Annotated in this window: 23 protein-coding genes; 17 read left to right on the top strand and 6 right to left on the bottom strand. The window is 59.2% G+C overall.

What is annotated here, in order from left to right; genetic code table 11:
- Positions 1-88: 88 nt before the first annotated feature.
- On the bottom strand, positions 89-805 hold the full coding sequence (locus ACYZTZ_RS03365; RefSeq protein WP_461997204.1) for an OmpA family protein: 717 nt from the start codon (positions 803-805) through the stop codon (positions 89-91).
- Between the two features lie 90 nt (positions 806-895).
- On the bottom strand, positions 896-1,591 hold the full coding sequence (locus ACYZTZ_RS03360; protein ID WP_046046244.1) for an OmpA family protein: 696 nt from the start codon (positions 1,589-1,591) through the stop codon (positions 896-898).
- A gap of 190 nt (positions 1,592-1,781) precedes the next feature.
- On the opposite strand from ACYZTZ_RS03360, the gene ACYZTZ_RS03355 reads away from it, so the two are divergent.
- The 4 genes from ACYZTZ_RS03355 to ACYZTZ_RS03340 are packed head-to-tail and all read left to right on the top strand — an operon-like array spanning position 1,782 to position 3,506.
- Positions 1,782-2,279: a DUF6231 family protein gene (locus ACYZTZ_RS03355; RefSeq protein WP_056739269.1), complete on the top strand. Its 498-nt coding sequence runs from the start codon at positions 1,782-1,784 to the stop codon at positions 2,277-2,279.
- 4 nt (positions 2,280-2,283) lie between these two features.
- Positions 2,284-2,760 carry a YchJ family protein gene (locus ACYZTZ_RS03350; RefSeq protein ID WP_095128046.1) on the top strand — a complete coding sequence of 159 codons (477 nt, stop codon included), beginning with the start codon at positions 2,284-2,286 and terminating at the stop codon, positions 2,758-2,760.
- A gap of 45 nt (positions 2,761-2,805) precedes the next feature.
- Positions 2,806-3,300: an LEA/WHy family protein gene (locus ACYZTZ_RS03345; RefSeq protein WP_461997203.1), complete on the top strand. Its 495-nt coding sequence runs from the start codon at positions 2,806-2,808 to the stop codon at positions 3,298-3,300.
- Entirely contained in the window at positions 3,297-3,506 is a 210-nt protein-coding gene (locus ACYZTZ_RS03340) for an SEC-C metal-binding domain-containing protein (RefSeq protein WP_461997202.1), read from the top strand. Before ACYZTZ_RS03345 ends, ACYZTZ_RS03340 begins: the two co-directional genes overlap by 4 nt.
- A gap of 138 nt (positions 3,507-3,644) precedes the next feature.
- Here ACYZTZ_RS03340 and ACYZTZ_RS03335 read toward each other — a convergent pair whose 3' ends face one another.
- A complete protein-coding gene (locus tag ACYZTZ_RS03335; RefSeq protein ID WP_462000636.1) occupies positions 3,645-4,196 on the bottom strand; it encodes a cysteine hydrolase family protein in 552 nt (183 codons plus the stop codon).
- Between the two features lie 146 nt (positions 4,197-4,342).
- Between ACYZTZ_RS03335 and ACYZTZ_RS03330 the strand changes: the two genes are divergently transcribed.
- The 9 genes from ACYZTZ_RS03330 to ACYZTZ_RS03290 all read left to right on the top strand — a co-directional run bounded on the left by ACYZTZ_RS03330 (position 4,343) and on the right by ACYZTZ_RS03290 (position 14,936).
- A complete protein-coding gene (locus ACYZTZ_RS03330) occupies positions 4,343-4,987 on the top strand; it encodes a glutathione S-transferase N-terminal domain-containing protein (protein ID WP_461997201.1) in 645 nt (214 codons plus the stop codon).
- Between the two features lie 87 nt (positions 4,988-5,074).
- Positions 5,075-7,525 carry a penicillin acylase family protein gene (locus ACYZTZ_RS03325; protein WP_461997200.1) on the top strand — a complete coding sequence of 817 codons (2,451 nt, stop codon included), beginning with the start codon at positions 5,075-5,077 and terminating at the stop codon, positions 7,523-7,525.
- Positions 7,526-7,710: 185 nt separating this feature from the next.
- Complete coding sequence (locus ACYZTZ_RS03320; RefSeq protein WP_461997199.1) at positions 7,711-8,745, top strand: ligase-associated DNA damage response exonuclease; 1,035 nt, start codon at positions 7,711-7,713, stop codon at positions 8,743-8,745.
- On the top strand, positions 8,742-10,430 hold the full coding sequence (locus ACYZTZ_RS03315) for an ATP-dependent DNA ligase (RefSeq protein WP_461997198.1): 1,689 nt from the start codon (positions 8,742-8,744) through the stop codon (positions 10,428-10,430). Before ACYZTZ_RS03320 ends, ACYZTZ_RS03315 begins: the two co-directional genes overlap by 4 nt.
- Before the next feature lie 310 nt (positions 10,431-10,740).
- Positions 10,741-11,523, top strand: a complete 783-nt coding sequence (locus tag ACYZTZ_RS03310) for a transporter substrate-binding domain-containing protein (protein ID WP_150654864.1) — start codon at positions 10,741-10,743, stop codon at positions 11,521-11,523.
- 56 nt (positions 11,524-11,579) lie between these two features.
- Positions 11,580-12,308: an ABC transporter permease gene (locus ACYZTZ_RS03305; RefSeq protein WP_461997197.1), complete on the top strand. Its 729-nt coding sequence runs from the start codon at positions 11,580-11,582 to the stop codon at positions 12,306-12,308.
- Positions 12,305-13,015 carry an ABC transporter permease gene (locus tag ACYZTZ_RS03300; protein ID WP_461997196.1) on the top strand — a complete coding sequence of 237 codons (711 nt, stop codon included), beginning with the start codon at positions 12,305-12,307 and terminating at the stop codon, positions 13,013-13,015. Before ACYZTZ_RS03305 ends, ACYZTZ_RS03300 begins: the two co-directional genes overlap by 4 nt.
- 24 nt (positions 13,016-13,039) lie before the next feature.
- On the top strand, positions 13,040-14,158 hold the full coding sequence (locus ACYZTZ_RS03295; RefSeq protein ID WP_461997195.1) for a succinylglutamate desuccinylase/aspartoacylase family protein: 1,119 nt from the start codon (positions 13,040-13,042) through the stop codon (positions 14,156-14,158).
- 13 nt (positions 14,159-14,171) lie between these two features.
- Positions 14,172-14,936, top strand: a complete 765-nt coding sequence (locus ACYZTZ_RS03290; RefSeq protein WP_461997194.1) for an ABC transporter ATP-binding protein — start codon at positions 14,172-14,174, stop codon at positions 14,934-14,936.
- 93 nt (positions 14,937-15,029) lie between these two features.
- Here the strand turns inward: ACYZTZ_RS03290 and ACYZTZ_RS03285 are convergent, their stop codons facing one another.
- A complete protein-coding gene (locus tag ACYZTZ_RS03285) occupies positions 15,030-15,239 on the bottom strand; it encodes a hypothetical protein (protein WP_046046259.1) in 210 nt (69 codons plus the stop codon).
- A gap of 106 nt (positions 15,240-15,345) precedes the next feature.
- On the bottom strand, positions 15,346-15,912 hold the full coding sequence (dcd, locus tag ACYZTZ_RS03280; protein ID WP_007904652.1) for a dCTP deaminase: 567 nt from the start codon (positions 15,910-15,912) through the stop codon (positions 15,346-15,348).
- Between the two features lie 354 nt (positions 15,913-16,266).
- Here dcd and ACYZTZ_RS03275 point away from each other — a divergent pair, with 354 nt between their 5' ends.
- Complete coding sequence (locus tag ACYZTZ_RS03275; RefSeq protein ID WP_002554837.1) at positions 16,267-16,476, top strand: cold-shock protein; 210 nt, start codon at positions 16,267-16,269, stop codon at positions 16,474-16,476.
- Between the two features lie 109 nt (positions 16,477-16,585).
- On the opposite strand, the gene ACYZTZ_RS03270 is transcribed toward ACYZTZ_RS03275, so the two are convergent.
- Positions 16,586-17,593, bottom strand: coding sequence for a DUF481 domain-containing protein (locus tag ACYZTZ_RS03270; RefSeq protein WP_461997193.1), 1,008 nt, complete (start codon positions 17,591-17,593; stop codon positions 16,586-16,588).
- A gap of 163 nt (positions 17,594-17,756) precedes the next feature.
- On the opposite strand from ACYZTZ_RS03270, the gene ACYZTZ_RS03265 reads away from it, so the two are divergent.
- The 3 genes from ACYZTZ_RS03265 (at position 17,757) to ACYZTZ_RS03255 (ending at position 21,580) form a co-directional block, all read left to right on the top strand.
- Complete coding sequence (locus tag ACYZTZ_RS03265; protein ID WP_008153938.1) at positions 17,757-18,110, top strand: MGMT family protein; 354 nt, start codon at positions 17,757-17,759, stop codon at positions 18,108-18,110.
- A gap of 44 nt (positions 18,111-18,154) precedes the next feature.
- Complete coding sequence (locus ACYZTZ_RS03260; protein WP_461997192.1) at positions 18,155-19,720, top strand: AmpG family muropeptide MFS transporter; 1,566 nt, start codon at positions 18,155-18,157, stop codon at positions 19,718-19,720.
- 144 nt (positions 19,721-19,864) lie between these two features.
- On the top strand, positions 19,865-21,580 hold the full coding sequence (locus ACYZTZ_RS03255; RefSeq protein WP_461997191.1) for a proline--tRNA ligase: 1,716 nt from the start codon (positions 19,865-19,867) through the stop codon (positions 21,578-21,580).
- The last annotated feature ends 11 nt before the right edge of the window (positions 21,581-21,591 follow it).

Below are 21,591 nucleotides of genomic sequence, written 5' to 3'. Positions count from 1 at the left end.
CCAGAGGGCGACGAAAAATTCTTCATGAAGACCGCCGAATGGCCGCCGGGCCGACTTCAATTGTGGTCCGACGGCTCTATCACGGGGCTCAGCGATTGATGTGCAACTCCACCCGACGGTTTTTCGCCCGTCCTTCTTCCGTTTCGTTATCGGCCACCGGCTGGCTTTGGCCCTTGCCCTCGCTGGTGAGCTTGTCCGGCGCCACGCCCTGGCTCAACAGGTAGGCCGCCACGCTACTGGCGCGACGTTCCGAGAGTGCCTGGTTATAGGTGTCCGAGCCGACGCTGTCGGTATGCCCGATCACCTTGATGCTCACCACATCGGCGCTTTGCAGTTTGGGCATCAGCGAATCCAGCTTGCTCTGCGCGGCAGGGGTCAGTTCGGATTGGTTGAAGGCAAACAGTACGTCGCCCGCGTCGCTCAGGGTGATGACCTCCGACTGCACAGGTTCAGGTTTCACGCTGGCCGGGTACTGCGGCAATGGGCAGCCATGATGTTCGACGGGGGTATTGGCCGGCGTATCAGGGCAGCGATCACGTCGATCGAAGACACCATCGTCGTCTTCGTCGCCATCCTGGGCGTAACAGATCAAGCCACCGGTCAAGATACCAAGCGCCGCCCCACCGGCCGCCCAACCGCCACTTTCGAGAGCGCCCAGACCGCCACCGACCAGGCCGCCGATAACGCTGCAGATTGGCCAGGTTCGTTGATTGAGGGGGGCGGTGCCATCGCTGTGAGTAGCGCAACCGGTCAACAGGCTGCCCAGCAGCACAACCGGCAAGACGGTCCGTGTGAAAACACTCATGGTGAAAGCTCCTGTGTTACCGGCCAATGCCGGTCACACAGGAGTAAAGACCCGCATCCGCGACTGCACAAGCCGCGGAGTACGAGGGGTTTAGCGGTTGATTTTGATTTCCGTGCGACGGTTCATCGCGCGGCCGTCAGCGGTTTTGTTATCGGCAACCGGCTGGCTTTCACCGGCACCGGTAACAGACACGAATTCGCTGCGGGGTACGCCTTGGGAAATCAGGTATTCAACCACCGAGTGCGCACGACGATCCGACAGTTTCTGGTTATAGGTATCGCTGCCCACGCTGTCGGTGTGGCCGGTTACGGTCAACTGGGCGGTACTCGATTCCTGCTTCAGGCGAGTGGCGATTTTGTTTAGTACCTCTTTATCGGCAGGGGTCAGTGTGGCCTTGTCGAACTGGAAGTGAACATCGCGAATGACGATGACTTCTTCTTTAACCACGGCCGTTTCTTCGACCACTGGCGCAGGCACCGGTGGAGGGCAGCCGTCGGCATCGACCCGCACGCCTCTAGGTGTTCCCGGGCACTTGTCGCGACTATCCGGCACGCCATCGCCGTCTTCGTCGCCATCACCGTGAACCCAGCAATAGGCCGCAGCCGTGCCGCCGACGAGCAGCGCGCCATACCCCGCCCATGCCGAGCTCTCGGTCGCGCCGAGACCTGCACCCACGACACCACCGACCGCCGCACAGGTCGGCCAGTCGGTTTTCTGCAAACCTGCGCAACCAGTCAACACACTGGTTAGCAGAACCAAGGGTAATGCTGTCCGAACTATGCTCATCTAGTTTTCTCCTGAGGGATCGGCTTAGAACCGATTCAGGTAGTAAAGACCCGAGTTTTAATCTCCGCCAGCAATAGGCCATTGCAGTTTTATCCCGTGTTCACGGCACATCGGCGCTTTTGGGACAAACCAGCTCTAGGCCCGGCCCTTTGAGCAGGCTAGTCTTGGCAGCTCTGATTGAGGATCTTCGATGATTGCAGGTATTTCTTCGCGCACGCCCCAGCAGGCGTTGGCCGCTTTGCTTGATCGTTACGCTCCCGCGCGCCTGTTGCTGATTGGCGCCAGCGAGTTCCCCGCGCTTGAGGCCTTCAAGCTGGCGCACCCGGACACTTCTGTGGCCCATGCGGCACCTGGGCCGTTGCCGGCCGAACTGGCGGCGCGCCGGTTTGACCTGGCGCTGGTGGTCGATTGCCTCGAACATTTGCCTAAACGCGATGGCCTGAACCTGCTTGGCGGGGTGCGTAACCTCAACGCCAGTCGCATTGCGGTGCTGGCGGACTTGCCGGCCAGCGGCTGGCAGGAAACCGATTTTTTCTCCCTGGCCCTGCAAGCCAGCGAACGCTTCCAGCGCGACGATCAAGTGCTGACCCTGTTCACCTATGATCTGCTTGACTACAAACAAGTCCCCGACTGGCTTAACTCACGGTTCTGGGCCAATCCGGAAAACTTCGGGAAATATTGGTGGTAACGCAATGAGTACATCCATTTGCCCCTGTGGCAGCGGCACCCTGCTGGATGCCTGCTGCGGCCATTACCATGCCGGTCATCCGGCGCCGTGTGCCGAAGCCTTGATGCGTTCGCGCTACAGCGCCTACGTACTGGGGCTGATCGATTATCTGGTGGCGACCACCCTGCCCGCACAACAGGCAGGCCTGGATCGACAGTCCATCAGCGACTGGAGCGCCCAAAGCACCTGGCTGGGCCTTGAGGTGGAAAGCTCCGAGGTCTTCGGCGGTCAGCCGGAACATGCCTTCGTGACCTTTACCGCGCGCTGGCACGACGGCAGCGGTGAACACAGCCACCGCGAACGCTCGTCGTTCGTGCAGAACGCCGGCCACTGGTACTTCATCGACCCCACCGTACAACTCAAAGCCGGGCGCAATGATGCGTGCCCTTGCGCCAGCGGGCAGAAGTTCAAGAAGTGTTGTGCGGGTTATTTCAGCAGTTGAGGTCCCCCCCGAGAGGCTAGACTGGGCATCAAAGGGAGTCAGTCCATGCTCAGTCAGCGGCGCGTCTTTCAAACCCTCACCCTGTTTCTGTTTCTGGGGCTCGGCGGCTGTGCGTCCTGGTTCGGCGACGATGAACCGGAACCGCAAGTGCATCTGGTCAAGGTCGAAGTGGTCCAGGCTAAACTGATGCAGCAGCGATTCCTGCTGCACTTTCGCGTCGACAACCCCAACGACAGCGATCTGACGGTGCGGGGGATCGAGTACCGCATTCACTTGGGCGACATGCTGCTGACCGAAGGTGAGCACGAACACTGGTTCACCGTCGGTCCCAAACACAGTGCCTACTTCAAAGTGCCTATTCGCACCAACCTGTGGCCCAAGGTGCGGGATCTGGTGAAACTGCTGAAAAAACCCGACCAGCCCATTCCCTATCGTCTGGAAGGTGAACTGGAAACCGGTTTATTCATCGCGCACTACGTGCACCTGGCGCGCAATGGCGTGATAATCCCCGCCGATTTAATTCCGGAGCAAAACCGATGACCCAGCAACCCCATGTCCATGGCCCTGACTGCAACCACGATCATGACCATCACGACCACCATGATCACGACCATGGCCATGTCCACGGCCCGAACTGCGGCCACGCCCACCAGGAACCGGTGCGCAACGCCCTGAAAGACGTCGGCCGCAACGACCCTTGCCCGTGCGGCAACGGCCAGAAATTCAAGAAGTGCCACGGCGCTTGATGCTTCGGGCGAAGATCTTCTTCGCCTGTTGAATCGCCTTCGCGAGCAAGCCCGCTCCCACATTAGATCGCATTCTCAAGGTAGATGCGGTCAAGTGTGGGAGCGAGCCTGCTCGCGAAGAGGCCCTCAAAGTCACCCTCACTTCAGGATCTGCGCAGTGCTGACAACCGTCGCATATTCCCCATGCAAATTCCCCAACGACATCGCATGCACGTCTTCAGCTGAATGGGCGTTGCCAAAATAATCAGCCTTGTCGAACGTAAAGCACGCATCCTCCGCCACCCACGTATCAAACCCCAGATTCCCGGCCGTTCGTGCCGTGGATTCCACCGAGTTATTGGTTGCTACGCCGACAATGACCAACTGATCGATCCCGGCCTCTCGCAAAGTCCGCTCGAGCCCCGTCGCACAAAACGCATCCGGCACCTGCTTTTGGATAAGCTGCTCACCGGTCTGCGGTTGAAACCGCTCCTGAAATTCCACCCCCGATTGCTGCGGCCAGAACACTGAGTCGGGTGAACGGGACAGGTGCTGTACATGAATGACCGGTCGCCCGGTTCGACGCCAATGCCCTAGCAAATCGAGGATTCGCTGCTCGGCCTGAAGATTATTTCGGCGACCGAGTTTGGGATGCAGGATGCCTTTTTGTTGATCGATGATGATCAGCGCCGCGTTTGTTTTGAGCTCCATGCCGTTTTTTCTCATGCGGGGTCATTGAATTTCCCACACTTCAGCATCACCTCCTCCTACAGGCAAGCTATCGAACGCAAACAGGACGACCTGATGCCGGCGTTTGCTGTCCGCAAGTAACGACATCTTTTGATTTGGAGTACTCCATGATCGACCTGTATTACTGGACCACCCCCAACGGCCACAAAATCTCGATATTCCTGGAAGAAGCCGGCCTGCCGTACAACGTGCACCCGATCAACATCAGCCAAAACGACCAGCTCAAACCCGAATTCCTGAAAATTTCCCCGAACAATAAAATTCCGGCCATCGTTGATCCCGAACCGGCCGATGGCGGTGAGCCGTTGGCACTGTTCGAGTCCGGGGCGATTCTGTTGTACCTGGCGGAGAAAACCGGCAAGTTCCTGCCCAAAGACCTGCGCGGTCGCCAACAAGCGCTGCAATGGTTGTTCTGGCAGATGGGTGGCCTGGGGCCGATGGCCGGGCAGAATCATCACTTCAGCCAGTTCGCACCGGAGAAAATCCCCTATGCGATCAAGCGCTACATCGACGAGACCGCCCGCCTCTACGGGGTCCTCGACAAGCAGCTGGCCGACAAAGACTTCGTCGCCGGCAGCGAATACAGCATTGCTGACATGGCGATCTACCCGTGGATCGTTTCCCACAAGTGGCAGAGCCAGAACCTGGAAGACTTCCCCAACGTGCTGCGCTGGTTTAACCACATCCAGAGCCGTCCGGCGACGGTGAAGGCGTATGCCCTGGTGGCCAAGGTCAATCCGCCTAAATCCTGAAATAACCTGATACCCCGCTTGCGCGGGCACCTCCTGCTCACTAACGTAGCGCCTTTATTGCGCCTCTACCCCCGCAGGAGCTTTGCCATGGCCTCGCCAGCCCTTACACATTTTCTTCCCCGGTTCGGCGTTGCCGCTGCAGTGGCCGGTGTTTTGAGCCTGACCGGTTGTCAGACCTGGAACACCCAGGACACCCTCCCACCGACCACCGGCGTGCAGCCGCTCAAGGGCCTGGCGCAAAACGTTTCGGTACGCCGCAATGCCATGGGCATGCCGTTGATCGAAAGCAACACCTTCCACGACGCGCTGTTCACCCTGGGTTACGTCCACGCCACCGACCGCATCACGCAAATGGTCACCCTGCGCCTGTTGGCTCAGGGCCGTTTGTCGGAGATGTCCGGTTCGGACCTGCTCGACGCTGACCGCTACATGCGCGCCGTCAATCTGAAGAAAAGCGCAGGCGAGCTGTACAAGGCGTCTTCGCCGCGCCTCAAACGCTTCTTCGAAGTCTATGCCCGCGGCGTCAACGCCTACCTGTTCCGTTACCGCGACAAGCTGCCGGCAGACCTCGCGGCCACGGGCTACAAACCTGAATACTGGAAGCCGGAAGATTCGGCGCTGATTTTCTGCCTGCTGAACTTCAGCCAGTCGGCCAACCTGCCGGAAGAGATTGCCTCGCTGATGCTGGCCCAGACCGTCAGCACCGACAAACTCCCGTGGCTGACGCCGTCCGCCCCCGATGAAAAGCTGCCGCTGGCCGAAGCTGAAAAACTTCAGGGCATCAAGCTCAACGGGCAAATCCCGGGCCTGGCCGAGATCAGTAAAGCCACGAGCCAACTGTCCGATCTGAATCTGCTGGGCGCCACCTCGTCGAACAATTGGGCGATCGGCCCGCAACGCAGCCGCAGCGGCAAAAGCCTGCTGGCCAGCGACAGCCATGGCCCACTGGGCGTGCCGTCGTTGTTCAGTTACGTGCAGATCCGCGCGCCGAAGTACCAGGCCTCTGGCGTAACCATTGCCGGTTTGCCGATGGTGCTCGGCGGTTTCAACGGCAAAGTGGCGTGGAGCATGACCACCGTCATGGGCGACAACCAGGACCTGTTCCTGGAAAAAATCAAACGCCAGGGCAACGGACTTTCCTACGAGGTGGGCGGCAAATGGCAGCCGGCGATCGTGCGAAACGAAACCTACTTCGTCAAAGGCCAGCGGCCGATTCGCGAAGTCGTGTACGAAACCCGCCATGGCCCGCTGCTCAACAGTGCCCAAGGCACGACGCTGGCTAACGGTTTTGGCCTGGCCTTGCAGACGCCGAACTTCACCGATGACAAGACCCTGGACGCGTTTTTCGACCTGTCCCGCGCCCAGACCGTCGAGAAAGCCTCGGACGCCAGCCGCGAAATCCGCGCCATCGCGCTGAACCTGGTATTTGCCGACGCCAGCAACATTGGTTGGCAAGTCACCGGTCGCTACCCGAACCGTCGCGAAGGCGAAGGCTTGCTGCCGTCGCCGGGCTGGGAAGGTCGTTACGATTGGGACGGTTACGCCGACCCGATGCTCCATCCCTATGACCAGGATCCGGCCCAAGGCTGGCTCGGCACTGCCAACCAGCGCGTCATTCCCCATGGCTACGGCATGCAGCTGTCCAATTCATGGTCGGCACCGGAACGTGGAGAACGCCTGGCCGAACTGGCGGGCGTGGGCAAACACGACACGCGCAGCCTGATCGCCATGCAATACGACCAGACCACCACTTTCGCTGCCAAGCTGAAGAAGATGTTTGAAGCGCCGGGCATGTCTCGACCGCTCAAGCAGGCCATTGAAGCGTTGCCTGAAGCGGATCGCGGCAAGGCTCGCGAGGCGTATACCCGCCTGATGGCCTTCGACGGAAAACTCAGCCCGACCTCCGCTGATGCAGCGATTTACGAGCTGTTCCTCCAGCAAAGCACCCAACAGATTTTCATCGATGAACTGGGCCCGGAAAGCAGCCCGACGTGGAAAGCCTTTATCGCCAACGGCAAGTTGTCCTACGCGGCCCAGGCCGATCACCTGCTGGGTCGTGAGGACAGTCCGTTCTGGGATGACGCTCGCACACCGCAGAAAGAAGATAAACCGGCGATCCTCGCCCGCAGCCTGGCAGCGGCGATCAGCGCGGGCGACAGTCAGTTGGGCGGCGATCACAAAGCCTGGCAGTGGGGCAAACTGCACCGCTACGAATGGAAAAACGCCAGTGGCCAGACGGTGCGCGGTCCGCTTGCAGCCGGCGGCGACCACACCACACTGAATACTGCCGCATTCGCCTGGGGTCAGGATTTCAACACCGCCCTGGCGCCGGCGATGCGCTTAATCGTCGACTTCGGCCAGGCCGAACCGCTGATGGGGCAGAACGGTACGGGGCAATCCGGTAATCCGGCGAGTCCGAACTACCTCGACAGCATTGATCCGTGGCTGAAAGGGCAATACATGAGTCTGCCGATGCAGCCGCAGAACTTTGACAAGGTGTATGGGAAGACGCGGTTGACTCTTACACCTGGCAAATAAGGCAAGATCAAAAGATCGCAGCCTCGTTTCACTCGACAGCTCCTACAGGGGATACGCATTTCAATGTAGGAGCTGTCGAGTGAAACGAGGCTGCGATCTTTTGCTTCTGATCTCTGAAAAATAAATAGAACTTCTAGTCTCGCGCAAACCTCATAGCTAACAAGTCCCTCGATTTTGGTAACAACATGGATCTTGTTATCGCGCGTCCTGAAGGTTTGTACTGCCCGGCTGGAGATTTCTACATCGACCCGTGGCGACCGGTCGAACGTTCAATCATCACCCACGCTCACGGCGACCATGCCCGCACCGGCAATCAGCATTATCTGGCGGCCGCTCCCGGCGAAGGGATTTTGCGTGTGCGATTGGGCCAGGACATCAACCTGCAAACCCTGCCCTACGGTCAACCCCTGACCCACCATGGCGTCACCTTGAGTTTTCACCCCGCCGGCCATGTCCTCGGCTCGGCACAGGTGCGTCTGGAATACGGCGGCGAAGTCTGGGTCGCCTCGGGTGACTACAAGATCGAGCCCGACGGTACCTGCGCACCGTTCGAACCCGTGCGCTGCGATACCTTCATCACTGAATCGACCTTCGGCCTGCCGATTTATCGCTGGCAGCCCCAGGCGCACGTCTTTGCCGAGATCAATCAGTGGTGGCAAGCCAACGCCGCCGCCGACAAAACCAGCGTTTTATTCTGCTATGCGTTCGGCAAGGCGCAGCGAATTCTCCACGGTATCGATGCCAGCATCGGCCCCATTCTGGTGCATGGCGCCGTGGAACCGCTCAATCAGGTTTATCGCGAAGGTGGTATTTATTTACCGCCAACAATCTATGCCGGCGAGGTAAAAAAGAGCGACCCCATGATGCGCAAGGCGTTGGTCCTGGCCCCGCCTTCGGCCGGCGGCAGCACCTGGATGCGTCGCTTCGGTGACTACAGCGACGGCTTCGCCAGCGGCTGGATGCGTTTGCGTGGCACACGGCGGCGACGTGGTGTGGATCGTGGCTTCGTTCTGTCTGACCATGCCGACTGGCCCGGCCTGCTCTGGGCCATCGAACAGACCGGTGCTGAGCGCGTGAGGGTGACCCACGGTTCGGTCGGCGTACTGGTGCGCCATCTGCGCGAACAGGGTCTCGATGCCATGAGTTTCAGCACCGAGTACGGCGACGATGAGGAAGAAAACGCAGCCGTCGAACCCGAGAGCGCCGAGGTGCTGGCATGAAGGCGTTCGCCGAGTTGTACGCCGAACTCGATGCCACGACGTCGAGCAACGCCAAACTGGCGGCGATGCAACACTACTTCGCCGAGGCCGCGCCGGAAGATGCCGCATGGGCTGTTTACTTTTTGTCCGGCGGGCGGCCTCGGCAACTGGTGCCGGTGCGCATCCTGCGAGAGTTGGCGGTGGAGATCTCCGGACTCGCGCCGTGGCTGTTCGAAGAGAGTTATCAGGCGGTCGGCGATCTGGCGGAAACCATTTCGCTGGTGCTGCCCGAAGCGCTTCACAGCTCCAACGATGGATTGGCCGTCTGGATTGAAGACAAACTGCTGCCGCTGCGCGGTGAAACCCCGCAAGTCCTGGCCGAGCGACTGCCTGCCCTGTGGTCGCAACTGGACCGCCAGAGCCTGATGCTGTGCATCAAATTGATCACCGGCAGTTTCCGCGTCGGCGTCTCCAAGTTGCTGGTCACCCGCGCCTTGGCGGCCATGGCCGGGCTCGACAGCAAACGCGTCGCCCAGCGACTGGTGGGTTACACCGACCTGTCCAACCACCCGAACGCGCCGGATTATTTGAAGTTGATCGCCGCCGAATCGTCTGACGAACATGCCCAACGGGGCGGTCAGCCCTATCCGTTTTTCCTCGCTCACGCGCTATCACAACCCGTTGAACAATTCGAAGCCCTGCTCGGCCCGGCCAGCGATTGGCAAGTGGAATGGAAGTGGGACGGCATCCGCGCCCAGGTGGTCAAACGCGACGGACGACTGTGGATCTGGTCGCGAGGTGAAGAGCTGGTCACCGAGCGCTTCCCCGAACTCGACAGTCTGGTTCACTGCTTGCCTGAGGGTACGGTGATCGACGGTGAAATCGTCGCCTGGAAAACCGGACAACCCACCACCGAGGATGCCTTCAACCCTCATTCCCCGGTTTCGCCCGCGGCAAAGCCTTTCGCGCTGCTGCAACAGCGGATCAGCCGTAAAACCCTGGACAAAAAAATCCTCGAAGAAGTGCCGGTGGTGATCCTCGCCTACGACCTGCTGGAATGGCTGGGTGAAGACTGGCGCAACCAGCCTCAGGCCAAGCGTCGCACTCAACTGGAGCATGTCGTCGCCAGAAGCAACAACCCGGTGTTACTCGCCTCACCGGTACTCACCGGCGAAGACTGGTTTGACCTCGCCCGACAGCGGCAAGCCTCCCGCAAGCTCGGTGTCGAAGGCATGATGCTCAAGGCCCGGGATGCGTTATATGGCGTCGGGCGGACCAAGGACATGGGCGTCTGGTGGAAATGGAAAGTCGACCCGTTCAGCGTCGACGCGGTGCTGATTTATGCGCAACGCGGCCATGGTCGCCGCGCCAGTCTCTTCAGCGATTACACCTTCGCCGTGTGGGACGGGCCGCCTGACGCGAGCGAACGCGCACTGGTGCCGTTTGCCAAGGCCTATTCAGGGCTGACAGACGAAGAAATGCGCCAGGTCGACAGCATCGTGCGCAAGACCACCGTAGAGACATTCGGGCCGGTGAGCAGTGTGACGCCGAGTCTGGTGTTTGAACTGGGATTTGAGGGCATCGCCCTGTCCAGGCGACACAAGAGCGGGATTGCGGTGCGGTTTCCGAGGATGTTGCGCTGGCGGCAGGACAAGTCGGTCGAAGAGGCGGACAATCTCGCAACTCTGCAGGACTTACTGGGCTAACCAAGTTCCCTGTGGGAGCGAGCCTGCTCGCGATAGCGGTGTATCAGGAAACACTTTACTGCCTGACACTCCGCTATCGCGAGCAGGCTCACTCCCACATGGATCTGCGCCATCCTGAACCAAGTTGGTGCAGCTATTTTCCGACGCCCGTTTTCGTGCACAAATCCCTCCTTGCCATTTCTTGAATCACCTTTTAAAACACTTGTTCGGGACTCTGGTTCGGAAATTGCTACTTTCATAGGGTCTTACGCTTTCCAGTAACAATAATTCTGCGCCACAAGCGCTCATATTGGTTTTTAGGGATTGAATAATGAAAAAAGCATTGCTGACCCTTTCTGCACTGGCGTTGTGCATGGCAGCCGGTTCCGCGCTGGCCAAGGAATACAAGGAATTGCGTTTTGGCGTTGATCCTTCCTACGCTCCGTTTGAGTCAAAAGCGGCTGACGGTAGCCTGGTAGGCTTCGACATCGATCTGGGTAACGCGATCTGCGCCGAGCTGAAGGTCAAGTGCAAATGGGTCGAAAGCGATTTCGACGGCATGATTCCGGGCCTGAAGGCCAATAAATTCGACGGTGTGATCTCTTCGATGACCGTCACCCCGGCCCGCGAAAAAGTCATCGATTTCTCCAGCGAGCTGTTCTCCGGCCCAACCGCATACGTGTCCAAGAAAGGTTCTGGCGTCACCGCAGACGTCGCTTCGCTCAAGGGCAAAACGGTCGGCTACGAACAAGGCACCATCCAGGAAGCCTATGCCAAAGCCGTTCTGGACAAGGCGGGCGTGAAAACCCAGGCCTATCAGAACCAGGACCAAGTGTATTCCGACCTGACTTCCGGTCGTCTCGACGCCGGCATCCAGGACATGCTGCAGGCCGAGCTGGGCTTTTTGAAGTCGCCAAATGGCGCCGATTACGAAATCAGCAAGCCGGTAGACAGCGAATTGCTGCCAGCCAAAACGGCTGTCGGTATCTCGAAAGGTAACAAAGACCTCAAGGCACTTTTGGATAAAGGTATCAAAGCGTTACACGACGATGGCACCTACGCCACCATTCAGAAGAAACACTTTGGCGATCTGAATCTGTACAGCGGCAAATAATGCCCGGCGCCCATCTCGCGATGGGCGCTTTTTTTATCCGATCAGGTTGCTGATTTATGTTCGAAAACCTACTACAAAACCTGGGGCTCTCAGCCTTCAGCCTCAAGGGCTTTGGTCCGTTGCTGATGGAAGGCACCTGGATGACCATCAAATTATCGGTGTTGTCGCTGTTGGTGGCCGTATTGCTCGGGCTGCTCGGCGCCAGTGCCAAGCTGTCAAAAGTCAAACTGGTGCGGGTTCCGGCCCAGCTCTACACCACGCTGATTCGCGGTGTGCCGGACCTGGTGCTGATGCTGTTGATCTTCTACAGCCTGCAGACCTGGTTGACGTCGTTTACCGACTTAATGGAATGGGAATACATCGAGATCAACCCGTTCAGCGCCGGGGTCATCACCCTGGGCTTCATTTATGGCGCGTACTTCACCGAAACCTTCCGTGGCGCGATTCTCGCGGTCCCGCGGGGCCAGGTCGAAGCGGCAACCGCGTATGGCCTCAAGCGCGGACAGCGTTTCTGGATCGTGGTGTTCCCGCAGATGATGCGTTTTGCCCTGCCGGGTATCGGTAACAACTGGATGGTGATGCTCAAGGCCACCGCTCTGGTCTCAATCATCGGCCTCGCCGACCTGGTCAAGGCGGCGCAGGATGCCGGTAAAAGCACTTATCAGCTGTTCTACTTCCTGGTGCTTGCAGCGCTGATTTACCTGCTGATCACCAGCGCCTCCAACTTCGTCCTGCGCTGGCTCGAACGCCGCTATGCCGCCGGTTCCCGGGAGGCCGTACGATGATCGAACTCTTGCAGGAATACTGGAAAGCTTTCCTTTATACCGACGGCTACAACATCACCGGCCTGGCCATGACCATGTGGCTGCTCAGCGCGTCGATCTTCATCGGTTTCCTGGTGTCGATTCCGCTGTCCATCGCTCGGGTCTCGCCGCAGTTCTACATCCGCTGGCCGGTACAGTTCTACACCTATCTGTTTCGCGGGACGCCGTTGTATATCCAGCTGCTGATTTGCTACACCGGCATCTACAGCCTGGCCGCCATCCGCGCACAACCGGTACTGGATGCGTTCTTCCGTGATGCGATGAACTGCACGATCCTGGCCTTCGCCCTGAACACCTGCGCCTACACCACGGAGATTTTCGCCGGGGCGATTCGCAGCATGGCTCACGGTGAAGTCGAAGCGGCCAAGGCTTACGGTCTGACAGGCTGGAAGCTGTATGCCTACGTGATCATGCCTTCGGCCCTGCGTCGTTCGTTGCCTTATTACAGCAACGAAGTGATTTTGATGCTGCACTCGACCACCGTGGCCTTCACCGCGACCATCCCGGACATATTGAAAGTCGCGCGGGACGCCAACTCGGCGACCTTCCTGACCTTCCAGTCGTTCGGCATCGCCGCGCTGATCTACCTGACCGTTACCTTTGCGCTGGTCGGCCTGTTCCGCCTCGCCGAACGCCGATGGCTGGCCTTCCTCGGGCCGACCCACTAGGACCCGCTTTAGGGATAAAGAGACATGCGCCACCAGATTCATGACCTGCTGGCCCCGCTGCCGGGGACCGCTCGACAGATTCACAGCTTTCACTTCGGCCCCTCATCGGCCAAAGGCAAGATCTACATTCAGTCATCCCTGCATGCCGACGAAATGCCGGGCATGCTGGTTGCCTGGCACCTCAAGCAGCGTCTGGCGGAACTTGAAGCCGCTGGCCGTCTGCGCAGCGAAATCGTACTAGTCCCGGTAGCCAACCCGGTCGGCCTCGAACAAGTGCTGATGGATGTGCCGCTGGGCCGTTACGACCTCGAAAGCGGGCAGAACTTCAACCGCTGGTTCGTCGATCTGAGCGAAACCGTCGGCAACGAGATCGAAGGCCTGCTCGGCGACGATCCGCAGCACAACCTCGAACTGATTCGCAGCAGCCTGCGCAATGCCCTCGCCCAACAGACGGCCAGCACGCAACTGCAATCCCAGCGCCTGGCGCTGCAACGGCTGGCCTGCGATGCCGACATGGTGCTGGACCTGCATTGTGATTTCGAAGCGGTCGCCCACCTTTACACCACGCCCGAGGCCTGGCCGCAGGTCGAGCCACTGGCGCGGTACATCGGTGCCGAAGCCAGCCTGCTGGCTACCGACTCCGGCGGTCAGTCGTTCGATGAATGCTTCACTCTGCTCTGGTGGCAGTTGAAGGAGCGCTTCGGCGAACACTTCGACATTCCGCTGGGCAGTTTCTCGGTCACCGTCGAATTGCGCGGTCAGGGTGACGTCAATCATCCATTGGCCAGCCTCGATTGCCAGGCGTTGATCAATTACCTGATTCACTTCGGCGCCATCGCTGGCGAACCCGCTTCGCTGCCTGAACTGCCCTACCCGGCTACGCCGCTTGCCGGCGTTGAACCGGTGGCGACACCGGTCGGCGGGCTGCTGGTGTTCACCGCGCTGCCAGGGGAATACCTCGAAGCCGGGCAACTGATCGCTGAAATCATCGACCCGATCTTTGACCGCGTCACCCCCGTTCATTGCACCGTTGCCGGGTTGATGTACGCCCGTTCGCTACGGCGCATGGCCACTGCCGGCATGGTGATCGCCCACATTGCGGGCACCGAAGCCTATCGCAGCGGCTATCTACTTTCGCCTTGAGGATGCATGCCCCATGTACAAACTGACCATTGAAGGCCTGCACAAAAGCTATGGCGAACATGAAGTACTCAAAGGCGTTTCGCTCAAGGCCAACACCGGCGACGTCATCAGTCTGATTGGCGCCAGCGGCTCGGGCAAAAGCACCTTCCTGCGTTGCATCAACTTTCTCGAACAGCCCAACGACGGCGCCATGAGCCTGGACGGCCAGAACATCCGCATGATCAAGGATCGCCACGGCATGCACGTGGCCGACGCCGATGAACTGCAACGGATCCGCACCCGCCTGGCCATGGTGTTCCAGCACTTCAACCTGTGGAGCCACATGACGGTGCTGGAAAACATCACCATGGCCCCGCGCCGGGTGTTGGGGTGCAGCAAGGAGGAAGCCGAAGACCGTGCCCGGCGCTATCTCGACAAGGTGGGCCTGGCGGCGCGGGTTGCCGATCAGTACCCGGCATTTCTGTCTGGCGGTCAGCAGCAACGGGTGGCGATTGCCCGCGCGTTGGCGATGGAACCGGAAGTCATGCTGTTCGACGAACCGACCTCGGCACTCGACCCGGAACTGGTGGGCGAAGTACTGCGCGTGATTCAGGGTCTGGCCGAGGAAGGCCGGACCATGATCATGGTGACCCACGAAATGAGCTTCGCCCGCAAGGTATCGAGTCAGGTGTTGTTCCTGCACCAAGGGCTGGTAGAGGAAGAAGGTGCGCCGGACGACGTGCTGGGCAATCCGAAGAGTGAGCGGTTGAAGCAGTTCCTGAGCGGCAACCTGAAATAACCTCACTTCCCACCTCTACAACGAAATATGGCCAGTCAGCTGAAGTCTTTGAAGACATCAGCTGACTGGCCATTCGTTTTTCGCAGGCGGCGATCAAACAACTGGCGCTGGAGGAGGCTCGTCCGGCAAGGTGGGCTCACCAGGCTCGGTGGGTTGTTCGTTGGGGGTATCGGGATCAGGTTGACCGGGGATGCCCCCCGCCGTGCTGATAGGTGGATGTGCCAACAAGGACCAGGCCAAAACGCCAACCTGATTGGGCTCAAGCCTTGCCAGTTCGGCACTTATTCGCGGATCGATCTTCATAGGGCACTCCTGAGCGATGGCCCCGTCCGCGTTGCGCGAACCGGGCAGTACACCCAATAGAGTGTCCACCCGCTCAAGAATTCCCACGACTTGCCTGACGAACGGATCAGGTGCGTGGCAGCGTAACGCCGCGCTGGCCCTGATACTTGCCGCCACGGTCCTTATAGGACACTTCGCACTCTTCGTCGGATTCAAGGAACAGCATCTGTGCCACGCCTTCGTTCGCGTAGATTTTCGCCGGCAGATTGGTGGTGTTGGAGAATTCCAGGGTCACATGACCCTCCCACTCAGGCTCAAGCGGCGTGACGTTGACGATGATACCGCAGCGCGCATAGGTGCTTTTACCCAGGCAAATGGTCAATACATTACGCGGAATGCGGAAATATTCGACGGTGCTGGCCAGGGCGAAGGAGTTCGGCGGAATGATGCACACGTCGCTGTGGATGTCGACGAAGCTGCCGGCATCGAAGTTTTTCGGGTCGACGATAGCCGAATTGATGTTGGTGAACACCTTGAAATGATTTGTGCAGCGCACATCGTAGCCGTAGCTTGACACGCCGTAGGAGATCACACGGCTATCGTCGCTGCCGCGCACCTGGCGCTCTACGAAGGGCTCGATCATGCCGTGCTCTTGCGCCATGCGGCGAATCCACTTGTCCGATTTGATGCTCATGGCGGGTGTCCTGAATAGCGAGGTGGAAAAAATCTGTCCGGCATCTTACCGGGCGCGCGCTTCGGGTTCAAAGTCCGGGGCACAAATCTTGCCGATCCCCCGTAATTTCCGGGCCTTGCGGGAAAACCGGCGGACCGTCAGTCATGAAAACAGAGAAACCTTCGTCGCAAGCATTGGCACGTTCCGGAAAAAGGGTTAAGGTGGCGCCACTGTGCTGCTTGTGTCACTGAGAATCTCTACACGATATGTTGAATTTCGATCCAACCATCTACAAGAATTTTTCCTGCTCTTTGCACTCAGTCTCGGCCAGGGTTCTTCCTGCGTCGCAGTTATCTTTGTTCAAGGAGTTACACCATGTCTAATCGCCAAACTGGTACCGTTAAGTGGTTCAACGATGAAAAAGGCTTCGGCTTCATCACTCCACAATCCGGTGACGACCTGTTCGTTCACTTCAAAGCTATCCAATCCGACGGCTTCAAAAGCCTGAAAGAAGGCCAACAGGTTTCTTTCATCGCTACCCGCGGTCAGAAAGGCATGCAAGCTGAAGAAGTTCAAGTTATCTAACTTGTACTTGCTTTAGTAAAAAGCCCCGCCCTCAAAAGCGGGGCTTTTTTGTGCCTGTCTGTTTTGCAGGCAAAAAAAATCGCAGCCCATGGCTGCGATTTTTTGCGTCTTACCAGGCCACGCCAAACCCAGCGGTGTACCGGGTCTTGTCCAGATCAGCATCGTCGGTGCCGCTAATGATGTCTCTCTCGGCCTTCAGGTTAAGCGACGCCCATTCGGTCACTTTGTAGCGCAAGCCCATTTCGGCATCGAGCGCGTAATCCGCCACGCCCGACAACGGCTTGCCCACTTCACCATTGGTGAAGAACTCCACCTTCTTACCGATCAGGTAGCGGTTGTAGTCCCACTTCATCGCCACGGAATAGAAGTTTTCTTTGCCGCCGTCAGCGAACTCATAGTCCGTGCGGTTGACTAGCGAGCCCAGCGAGAATGCGCCCAGCTCGTTATCCCAGAACTGGTAACCCGGACCGGTACCGACGGTGCGCTGACGAGAGAGCTCTTCGACCTTGTCGCGCTTATAGACCGCGCGCCCTTGCCAGAACCATTTTTCGGTCAGGAATCGGTCGAGCGAGTATTCGCCCCGCCAGTTGTCGGTAGTGACCACGCTATCCTGAAATTCGCGGTTGTACTCGCCTTCTGCGGTGTGCCGCCATCTGCCATGACGCGCAGTGGTCTTGAAGTCGATATCGTAATCGTCGGTGTCTTTCTCGGCCCGCTGATAATCCAGCGCCGCGTCGATATTACCCTTCCACACCAAATCCTCGACGACAGGCTTGGGCTTGAGAATCTGCTGAATGCTTGCCAGCTCCACAGTCTTGGGTGTCTCGCCGTTGGCCAGGGTGACCTTGCCGTCTTCTGCCGCATGCAGCGCCTTGGCCTTTTCACCGGTGTAGGCATCCTGCTTGACCAGCAACTCCTGATCGCTTTCCAGGGTTTTGACCTGTTTCCAGTCGATCGGGACGGAACCGGCATACTCAGTCTGAATCAACAGCTTGCCGCCATCGAAAACGGTGATCTTGCCGCTCAGCTTGTCACCGTTCTTCAACCAGACGGTATCGGCGAGCAAGGGCGTGGAGGCGCTGACGACAGCGAGGCACAGCAGGGTTCTGGACAACATAAGCAAATACAGGCTCAAGTTTGCGAAAAAAAGTCGGCATTATCCATACGAATAAGGCCCTAACAAGGACTGACCCGACTATTTCTATTGAGTTCATTTCTCAATGGGTGATCCAGGATTTACTCTACAGACGGTAAGGCGAACTTTTTCAGGAACTGCCGACGTGACCGACTCAACCACTGAAACCGATAGTCCGGCGCAAATCCGACGCACGGCGCTGTACCTGACACTGGCGCAAGTCCCGGAGGGCAAAGTCGTGAGCTACGGTCAACTCGCCGAGCTGGCGGGACTGGGTCGTGCCGCCCGCTTCGTCGGACGGACACTGAGCCAACTGCCGGGCGACAGCAAATTACCCTGGCACCGGGTGCTCGGCGCCGGCGGGCGTATCAGCCTGCCAGCAGGCAGCCCTTCAGGGGATGAACAACGCGCGCGTTTGCGCATGGAGGGCATCAGTATCCTGAACAATCGTGTTGATATTCAGCGCCATGGCTGGCGCCCGGTAGAGCACAGCGGTTAGAGTGCGCGCTTTGTTTCCGTATTTCTTGAGGCAGACTCCAGCCCATGCCCCGTAAAACCTGGCGCGCCGCGCTCGCCGCCTATGCCAGCCCCTCGACGCTTGTACTGTTGCTGCTTGGTTTCGCCGCCGGCCTGCCCTACATGCTGGTGTTTTCGACACTTTCGGTCTGGCTGCGCGAAGCCGGCGTTGCTCGCGAAACCATCGGCTATGCAAGCCTGATCGGCCTGGCCTACGCCTTTAAATGGGTCTGGTCACCGCTGCTCGACCAATGGCGCCTGCCTTTTCTCGGCAAGCTCGGTCGCCGACGTTCCTGGCTGGTGCTTTCCCAGGCACTGGTCATTCTCGGCCTGATCGGGATGGGTTTCTGCGACCCGCAAAAGCATTTGTCCTGGCTGATCGCCATTGCTGTGGTCGTTGCTTTCGCCTCGGCGACGCAAGACATCGCGGTCGACGCCTATCGCCTGGAAATCGCTGAAGACAGCCGTCAGGCCGCGCTCGCCGCCAGTTACATGTCCGGTTATCGGATCGCCGCGCTGCTGGCCACCGCTGGCGCCCTGTTCTTTGCTGAAGGCTTCGGTTCAACCGGTTTCAACTATAAGCATTCGGCATGGGCCGGCACCTACATCCTGTTCGGCGCCTTGATGGTTCCGGCGCTGCTGACCTCCTTTTTCATGCGCGAACCGCCGGTGCCGCTGCGTACGCAGCTTCAGGCCGGGCGCTACAGCTTTGTGCATCAACTGGCCTCAGTGTTTGTGCTGATCGTGCTGCTGGTTTCCGTGCCGGCCATGTTCACCCAGCTGTACAACACCGATTTCGCCAGCGTGCTTTTCCAAGGCGTGAGCGTGCTCGACCTGCTGCTCGAAGACCGCGCGTTCCTGCGCGCGATCCTCTACACCACGCTCACCGCTCTGTGCCTGTCGGCCATTGGCCGTCGTGGCCTGGCGCCGGTGCTGACGCCGATCAACGACTTCATTCTGCGTTACCGCTGGCAAGCGTTCCTGCTGCTTGGGCTGATCGCCACCTATCGGATGTCCGATACGGTCATGGGCGTGATGGCCAACGTGTTCTACATCGACCAGGGCTTCACCAAGGATCAGATTGCCAGCGTCAGCAAGATCTTTGGCCTGATCATGACCCTGGTCGGCGCCGGCATGGGTGGCCTGCTGATCGTGCGCTTCGGCATCTTGCCGATTCTGCTCATCGGCGGCATTGCATCAGCCGGCACCAACCTGCTGTTCCTGATGCTCGCCGACATGGGCGCCAACCTGAACATGCTGATCCTCACCATTTCCCTGGATAACTTCAGTTCGGGCCTGGCGACCTCGGCGTTTGTCGCCTACCTGTCGAGCCTTACCAACTTGAAGTTTTCCGCGACCCAGTACGCCCTGCTCAGCTCGATCATGCTCTTGTTGCCACGCCTGATCGGCGGCTACTCGGGGGTCATGGTGGAGAAATTCGGTTACCACAACTTCTTCCTGATCACCGCCCTGCTGGGCGTACCGACGCTGCTGTTGATCGCGTTGCACTGGTTCCAGGAGAGCCGCCGCGAAGGCCCGACGCCAACGCCGGCACCAGAACCGGTTCCAACCCAGGTCGCGGAAGAATCGTAGGTTCTTTAGCAGGAAGCAGCGCAGAGGGCGCGGGGATTCCCGCCCTCCCGCCACACCCCGCCGACCGCACGCCTGTACGCCAGCAGATCTCGCCCGTACAATGCTCCGTCATTTCTCGTCATCAGCAACCGACAACGGCCAACCATGCGCACCAGTCAATTTTTGCTCGCCACACAGAAAGAAACGCCTTCCGACGCGGTCGTGATCAGCCATCAGCTGATGCTGCGCGCCGGCATGATCCGCAAACTCGCCTCGGGCCTGTACACCTGGCTGCCGATGGGCTTGCGAGTGATGCGCAAGGTCGAAGCCGTCGTTCGTGAAGAAATGAACGCCGCGGGCTCTCTCGAAGTGTTGATGCCGAGCACCCAACCGGCTGAGCTGTGGCAGGAATCCGGTCGCTGGGAAGAATACGGCCCTGAATTGTTGCGCTTCAAGGATCGCCACGGTCGCGATTTCTGCGCCGGCCCGACCCACGAAGAAGTCATCACTGACCTGATGCGCAACGAGCTGAGCAGCTACAAACAGCTGCCGATCAACCTGTACCAGATCCAGACCAAATTCCGTGACGAAATCCGTCCACGCTTCGGTTTGATGCGCGGTCGCGAATTCATCATGAAGGACGCCTACTCCTTCCACGCTGACCAGCCATCGCTGCAGGTCACCTATGACCGCATGCACCAGGCGTATTGCAACGTGTTCACCCGTCTGGGCCTGAAATTCCGCCCGGTTGAAGCCGACAACGGCTCGATCGGTGGTGCCGGCTCCCACGAGTTCCACGTGCTGGCCGAATCCGGCGAAGACGATATCGCCTTCAGCAACGGTTCCGACTACGCGGCGAACATCGAGAAAGCCGAAGCCGTGCCACGCGAGACCTCCCGCGCCGCGCCTGCCGAAGAGCTGCGCCTGGTCGACACGCCGAACGCCAAGACCATCGCGCAACTGGTCGAAGGCTTCAACCTGCCGATTGAAAAGACCATCAAGACCCTGGTGGTTCACGCTGAAGAGAAAGGCAAGCTGATTGCCCTGATCATCCGTGGCGACCACGAACTGAACGAAATCAAGGCCGGCAACCAGCCTGGCGTTGCCAGCCCGCTGGTCATGGCCTCCGAAGCCGAACTGCGCGACGCCATTGGCGCCGGTGCCGGCTCCCTCGGCCCGTTGAACCTGCCGCTGCCAATCATCATCGACCGTTCCGTCGAGCTGATGAGCGACTTCGGCATCGGTGCCAACATCGATGACAAACACTATTTCGGCGTGAACTGGGAGCGTGATCTGCCGGTTCCGACCGTTGCCGACCTGCGTAACGTGGTCGCCGGCGACCCGAGCCCGGATGGCAAGGGCACCCTGGAAATCAAGCGAGGCATCGAAGTCGGGCACATCTTCCAGCTGGGCAACAAGTACAGCAAAGCGATGAAGTGCGAAGTGCTGGGCGAGAATGGCAAGCCAGTCACCCTGGAAATGGGTTGCTACGGCATCGGCGTTTCCCGCGTGGTGGCTGCGGCCATCGAGCAGAACAACGACGCCAACGGGATCATCTGGAGTGACACGCTGGCCCCGTTCCAGATCGCTCTGGTACCGCTGCGCTACGAAACCGAACAGGTTCGCGAAGCCACCGACAAGCTGTATGCAGAATTGACTGCCGCCGGCTTCGAAGTACTGCTGGACGACCGCGACAAGAAAACCAGCCCGGGCATCAAGTTCGCGGACATGGAGCTGATCGGCATTCCTCACCGGATAGTGGTCAGTGACCGCGGCCTCGCCGATGGCAATCTTGAATACAAGAGCCGCACCGAGCCCGAAGCGCAAGCGCTACCGGTCGCAGACGTGCTGTCCTTCCTTCAGTCCCGTATCCGCCGCTGACACCAGATAGA

This window comes from Pseudomonas sp. LB3P58 (genome assembly GCF_054897895.1).
Note: the sequence above shows the minus strand (reverse complement) of the source record. Positions and strands in the feature narration are given on the sequence as shown.

Bases quoted from the DNA above. Each gene is read 5' to 3' on its own strand.
- ACYZTZ_RS03365 (WP_461997204.1), bottom strand. From the start codon at position 805: ATGAGTGTTTTCACACGGACCGTCTTGCCGGTTGTGCTGCTGGGCAGC.
- ACYZTZ_RS03360 (WP_046046244.1), bottom strand. From the start codon at position 1,591: ATGAGCATAGTTCGGACAGCATTACCCTTGGTTCTGCTAACCAGTGTG.
- ACYZTZ_RS03355 (WP_056739269.1), top strand. From the start codon at position 1,782: ATGATTGCAGGTATTTCTTCGCGCACGCCCCAGCAGGCGTTGGCCGCT.
- ACYZTZ_RS03350 (WP_095128046.1), top strand. From the start codon at position 2,284: ATGAGTACATCCATTTGCCCCTGTGGCAGCGGCACCCTGCTGGATGCC.
- ACYZTZ_RS03345 (WP_461997203.1), top strand. From the start codon at position 2,806: ATGCTCAGTCAGCGGCGCGTCTTTCAAACCCTCACCCTGTTTCTGTTT.
- ACYZTZ_RS03340 (WP_461997202.1), top strand. From the start codon at position 3,297: ATGACCCAGCAACCCCATGTCCATGGCCCTGACTGCAACCACGATCAT.
- ACYZTZ_RS03335 (WP_462000636.1), bottom strand. From the start codon at position 4,196: ATGGAGCTCAAAACAAACGCGGCGCTGATCATCATCGATCAACAAAAA.
- ACYZTZ_RS03330 (WP_461997201.1), top strand. From the start codon at position 4,343: ATGATCGACCTGTATTACTGGACCACCCCCAACGGCCACAAAATCTCG.
- ACYZTZ_RS03325 (WP_461997200.1), top strand. From the start codon at position 5,075: ATGGCCTCGCCAGCCCTTACACATTTTCTTCCCCGGTTCGGCGTTGCC.
- ACYZTZ_RS03320 (WP_461997199.1), top strand. From the start codon at position 7,711: ATGGATCTTGTTATCGCGCGTCCTGAAGGTTTGTACTGCCCGGCTGGA.
- ACYZTZ_RS03315 (WP_461997198.1), top strand. From the start codon at position 8,742: ATGAAGGCGTTCGCCGAGTTGTACGCCGAACTCGATGCCACGACGTCG.
- ACYZTZ_RS03310 (WP_150654864.1), top strand. From the start codon at position 10,741: ATGAAAAAAGCATTGCTGACCCTTTCTGCACTGGCGTTGTGCATGGCA.
- ACYZTZ_RS03305 (WP_461997197.1), top strand. From the start codon at position 11,580: ATGTTCGAAAACCTACTACAAAACCTGGGGCTCTCAGCCTTCAGCCTC.
- ACYZTZ_RS03300 (WP_461997196.1), top strand. From the start codon at position 12,305: ATGATCGAACTCTTGCAGGAATACTGGAAAGCTTTCCTTTATACCGAC.
- ACYZTZ_RS03295 (WP_461997195.1), top strand. From the start codon at position 13,040: ATGCGCCACCAGATTCATGACCTGCTGGCCCCGCTGCCGGGGACCGCT.
- ACYZTZ_RS03290 (WP_461997194.1), top strand. From the start codon at position 14,172: ATGTACAAACTGACCATTGAAGGCCTGCACAAAAGCTATGGCGAACAT.
- ACYZTZ_RS03285 (WP_046046259.1), bottom strand. From the start codon at position 15,239: ATGAAGATCGATCCGCGAATAAGTGCCGAACTGGCAAGGCTTGAGCCC.
- dcd (WP_007904652.1), bottom strand. From the start codon at position 15,912: ATGAGCATCAAATCGGACAAGTGGATTCGCCGCATGGCGCAAGAGCAC.
- ACYZTZ_RS03275 (WP_002554837.1), top strand. From the start codon at position 16,267: ATGTCTAATCGCCAAACTGGTACCGTTAAGTGGTTCAACGATGAAAAA.
- ACYZTZ_RS03270 (WP_461997193.1), bottom strand. From the start codon at position 17,593: ATGTTGTCCAGAACCCTGCTGTGCCTCGCTGTCGTCAGCGCCTCCACG.
- ACYZTZ_RS03260 (WP_461997192.1), top strand. From the start codon at position 18,155: ATGCCCCGTAAAACCTGGCGCGCCGCGCTCGCCGCCTATGCCAGCCCC.
- ACYZTZ_RS03255 (WP_461997191.1), top strand. From the start codon at position 19,865: ATGCGCACCAGTCAATTTTTGCTCGCCACACAGAAAGAAACGCCTTCC.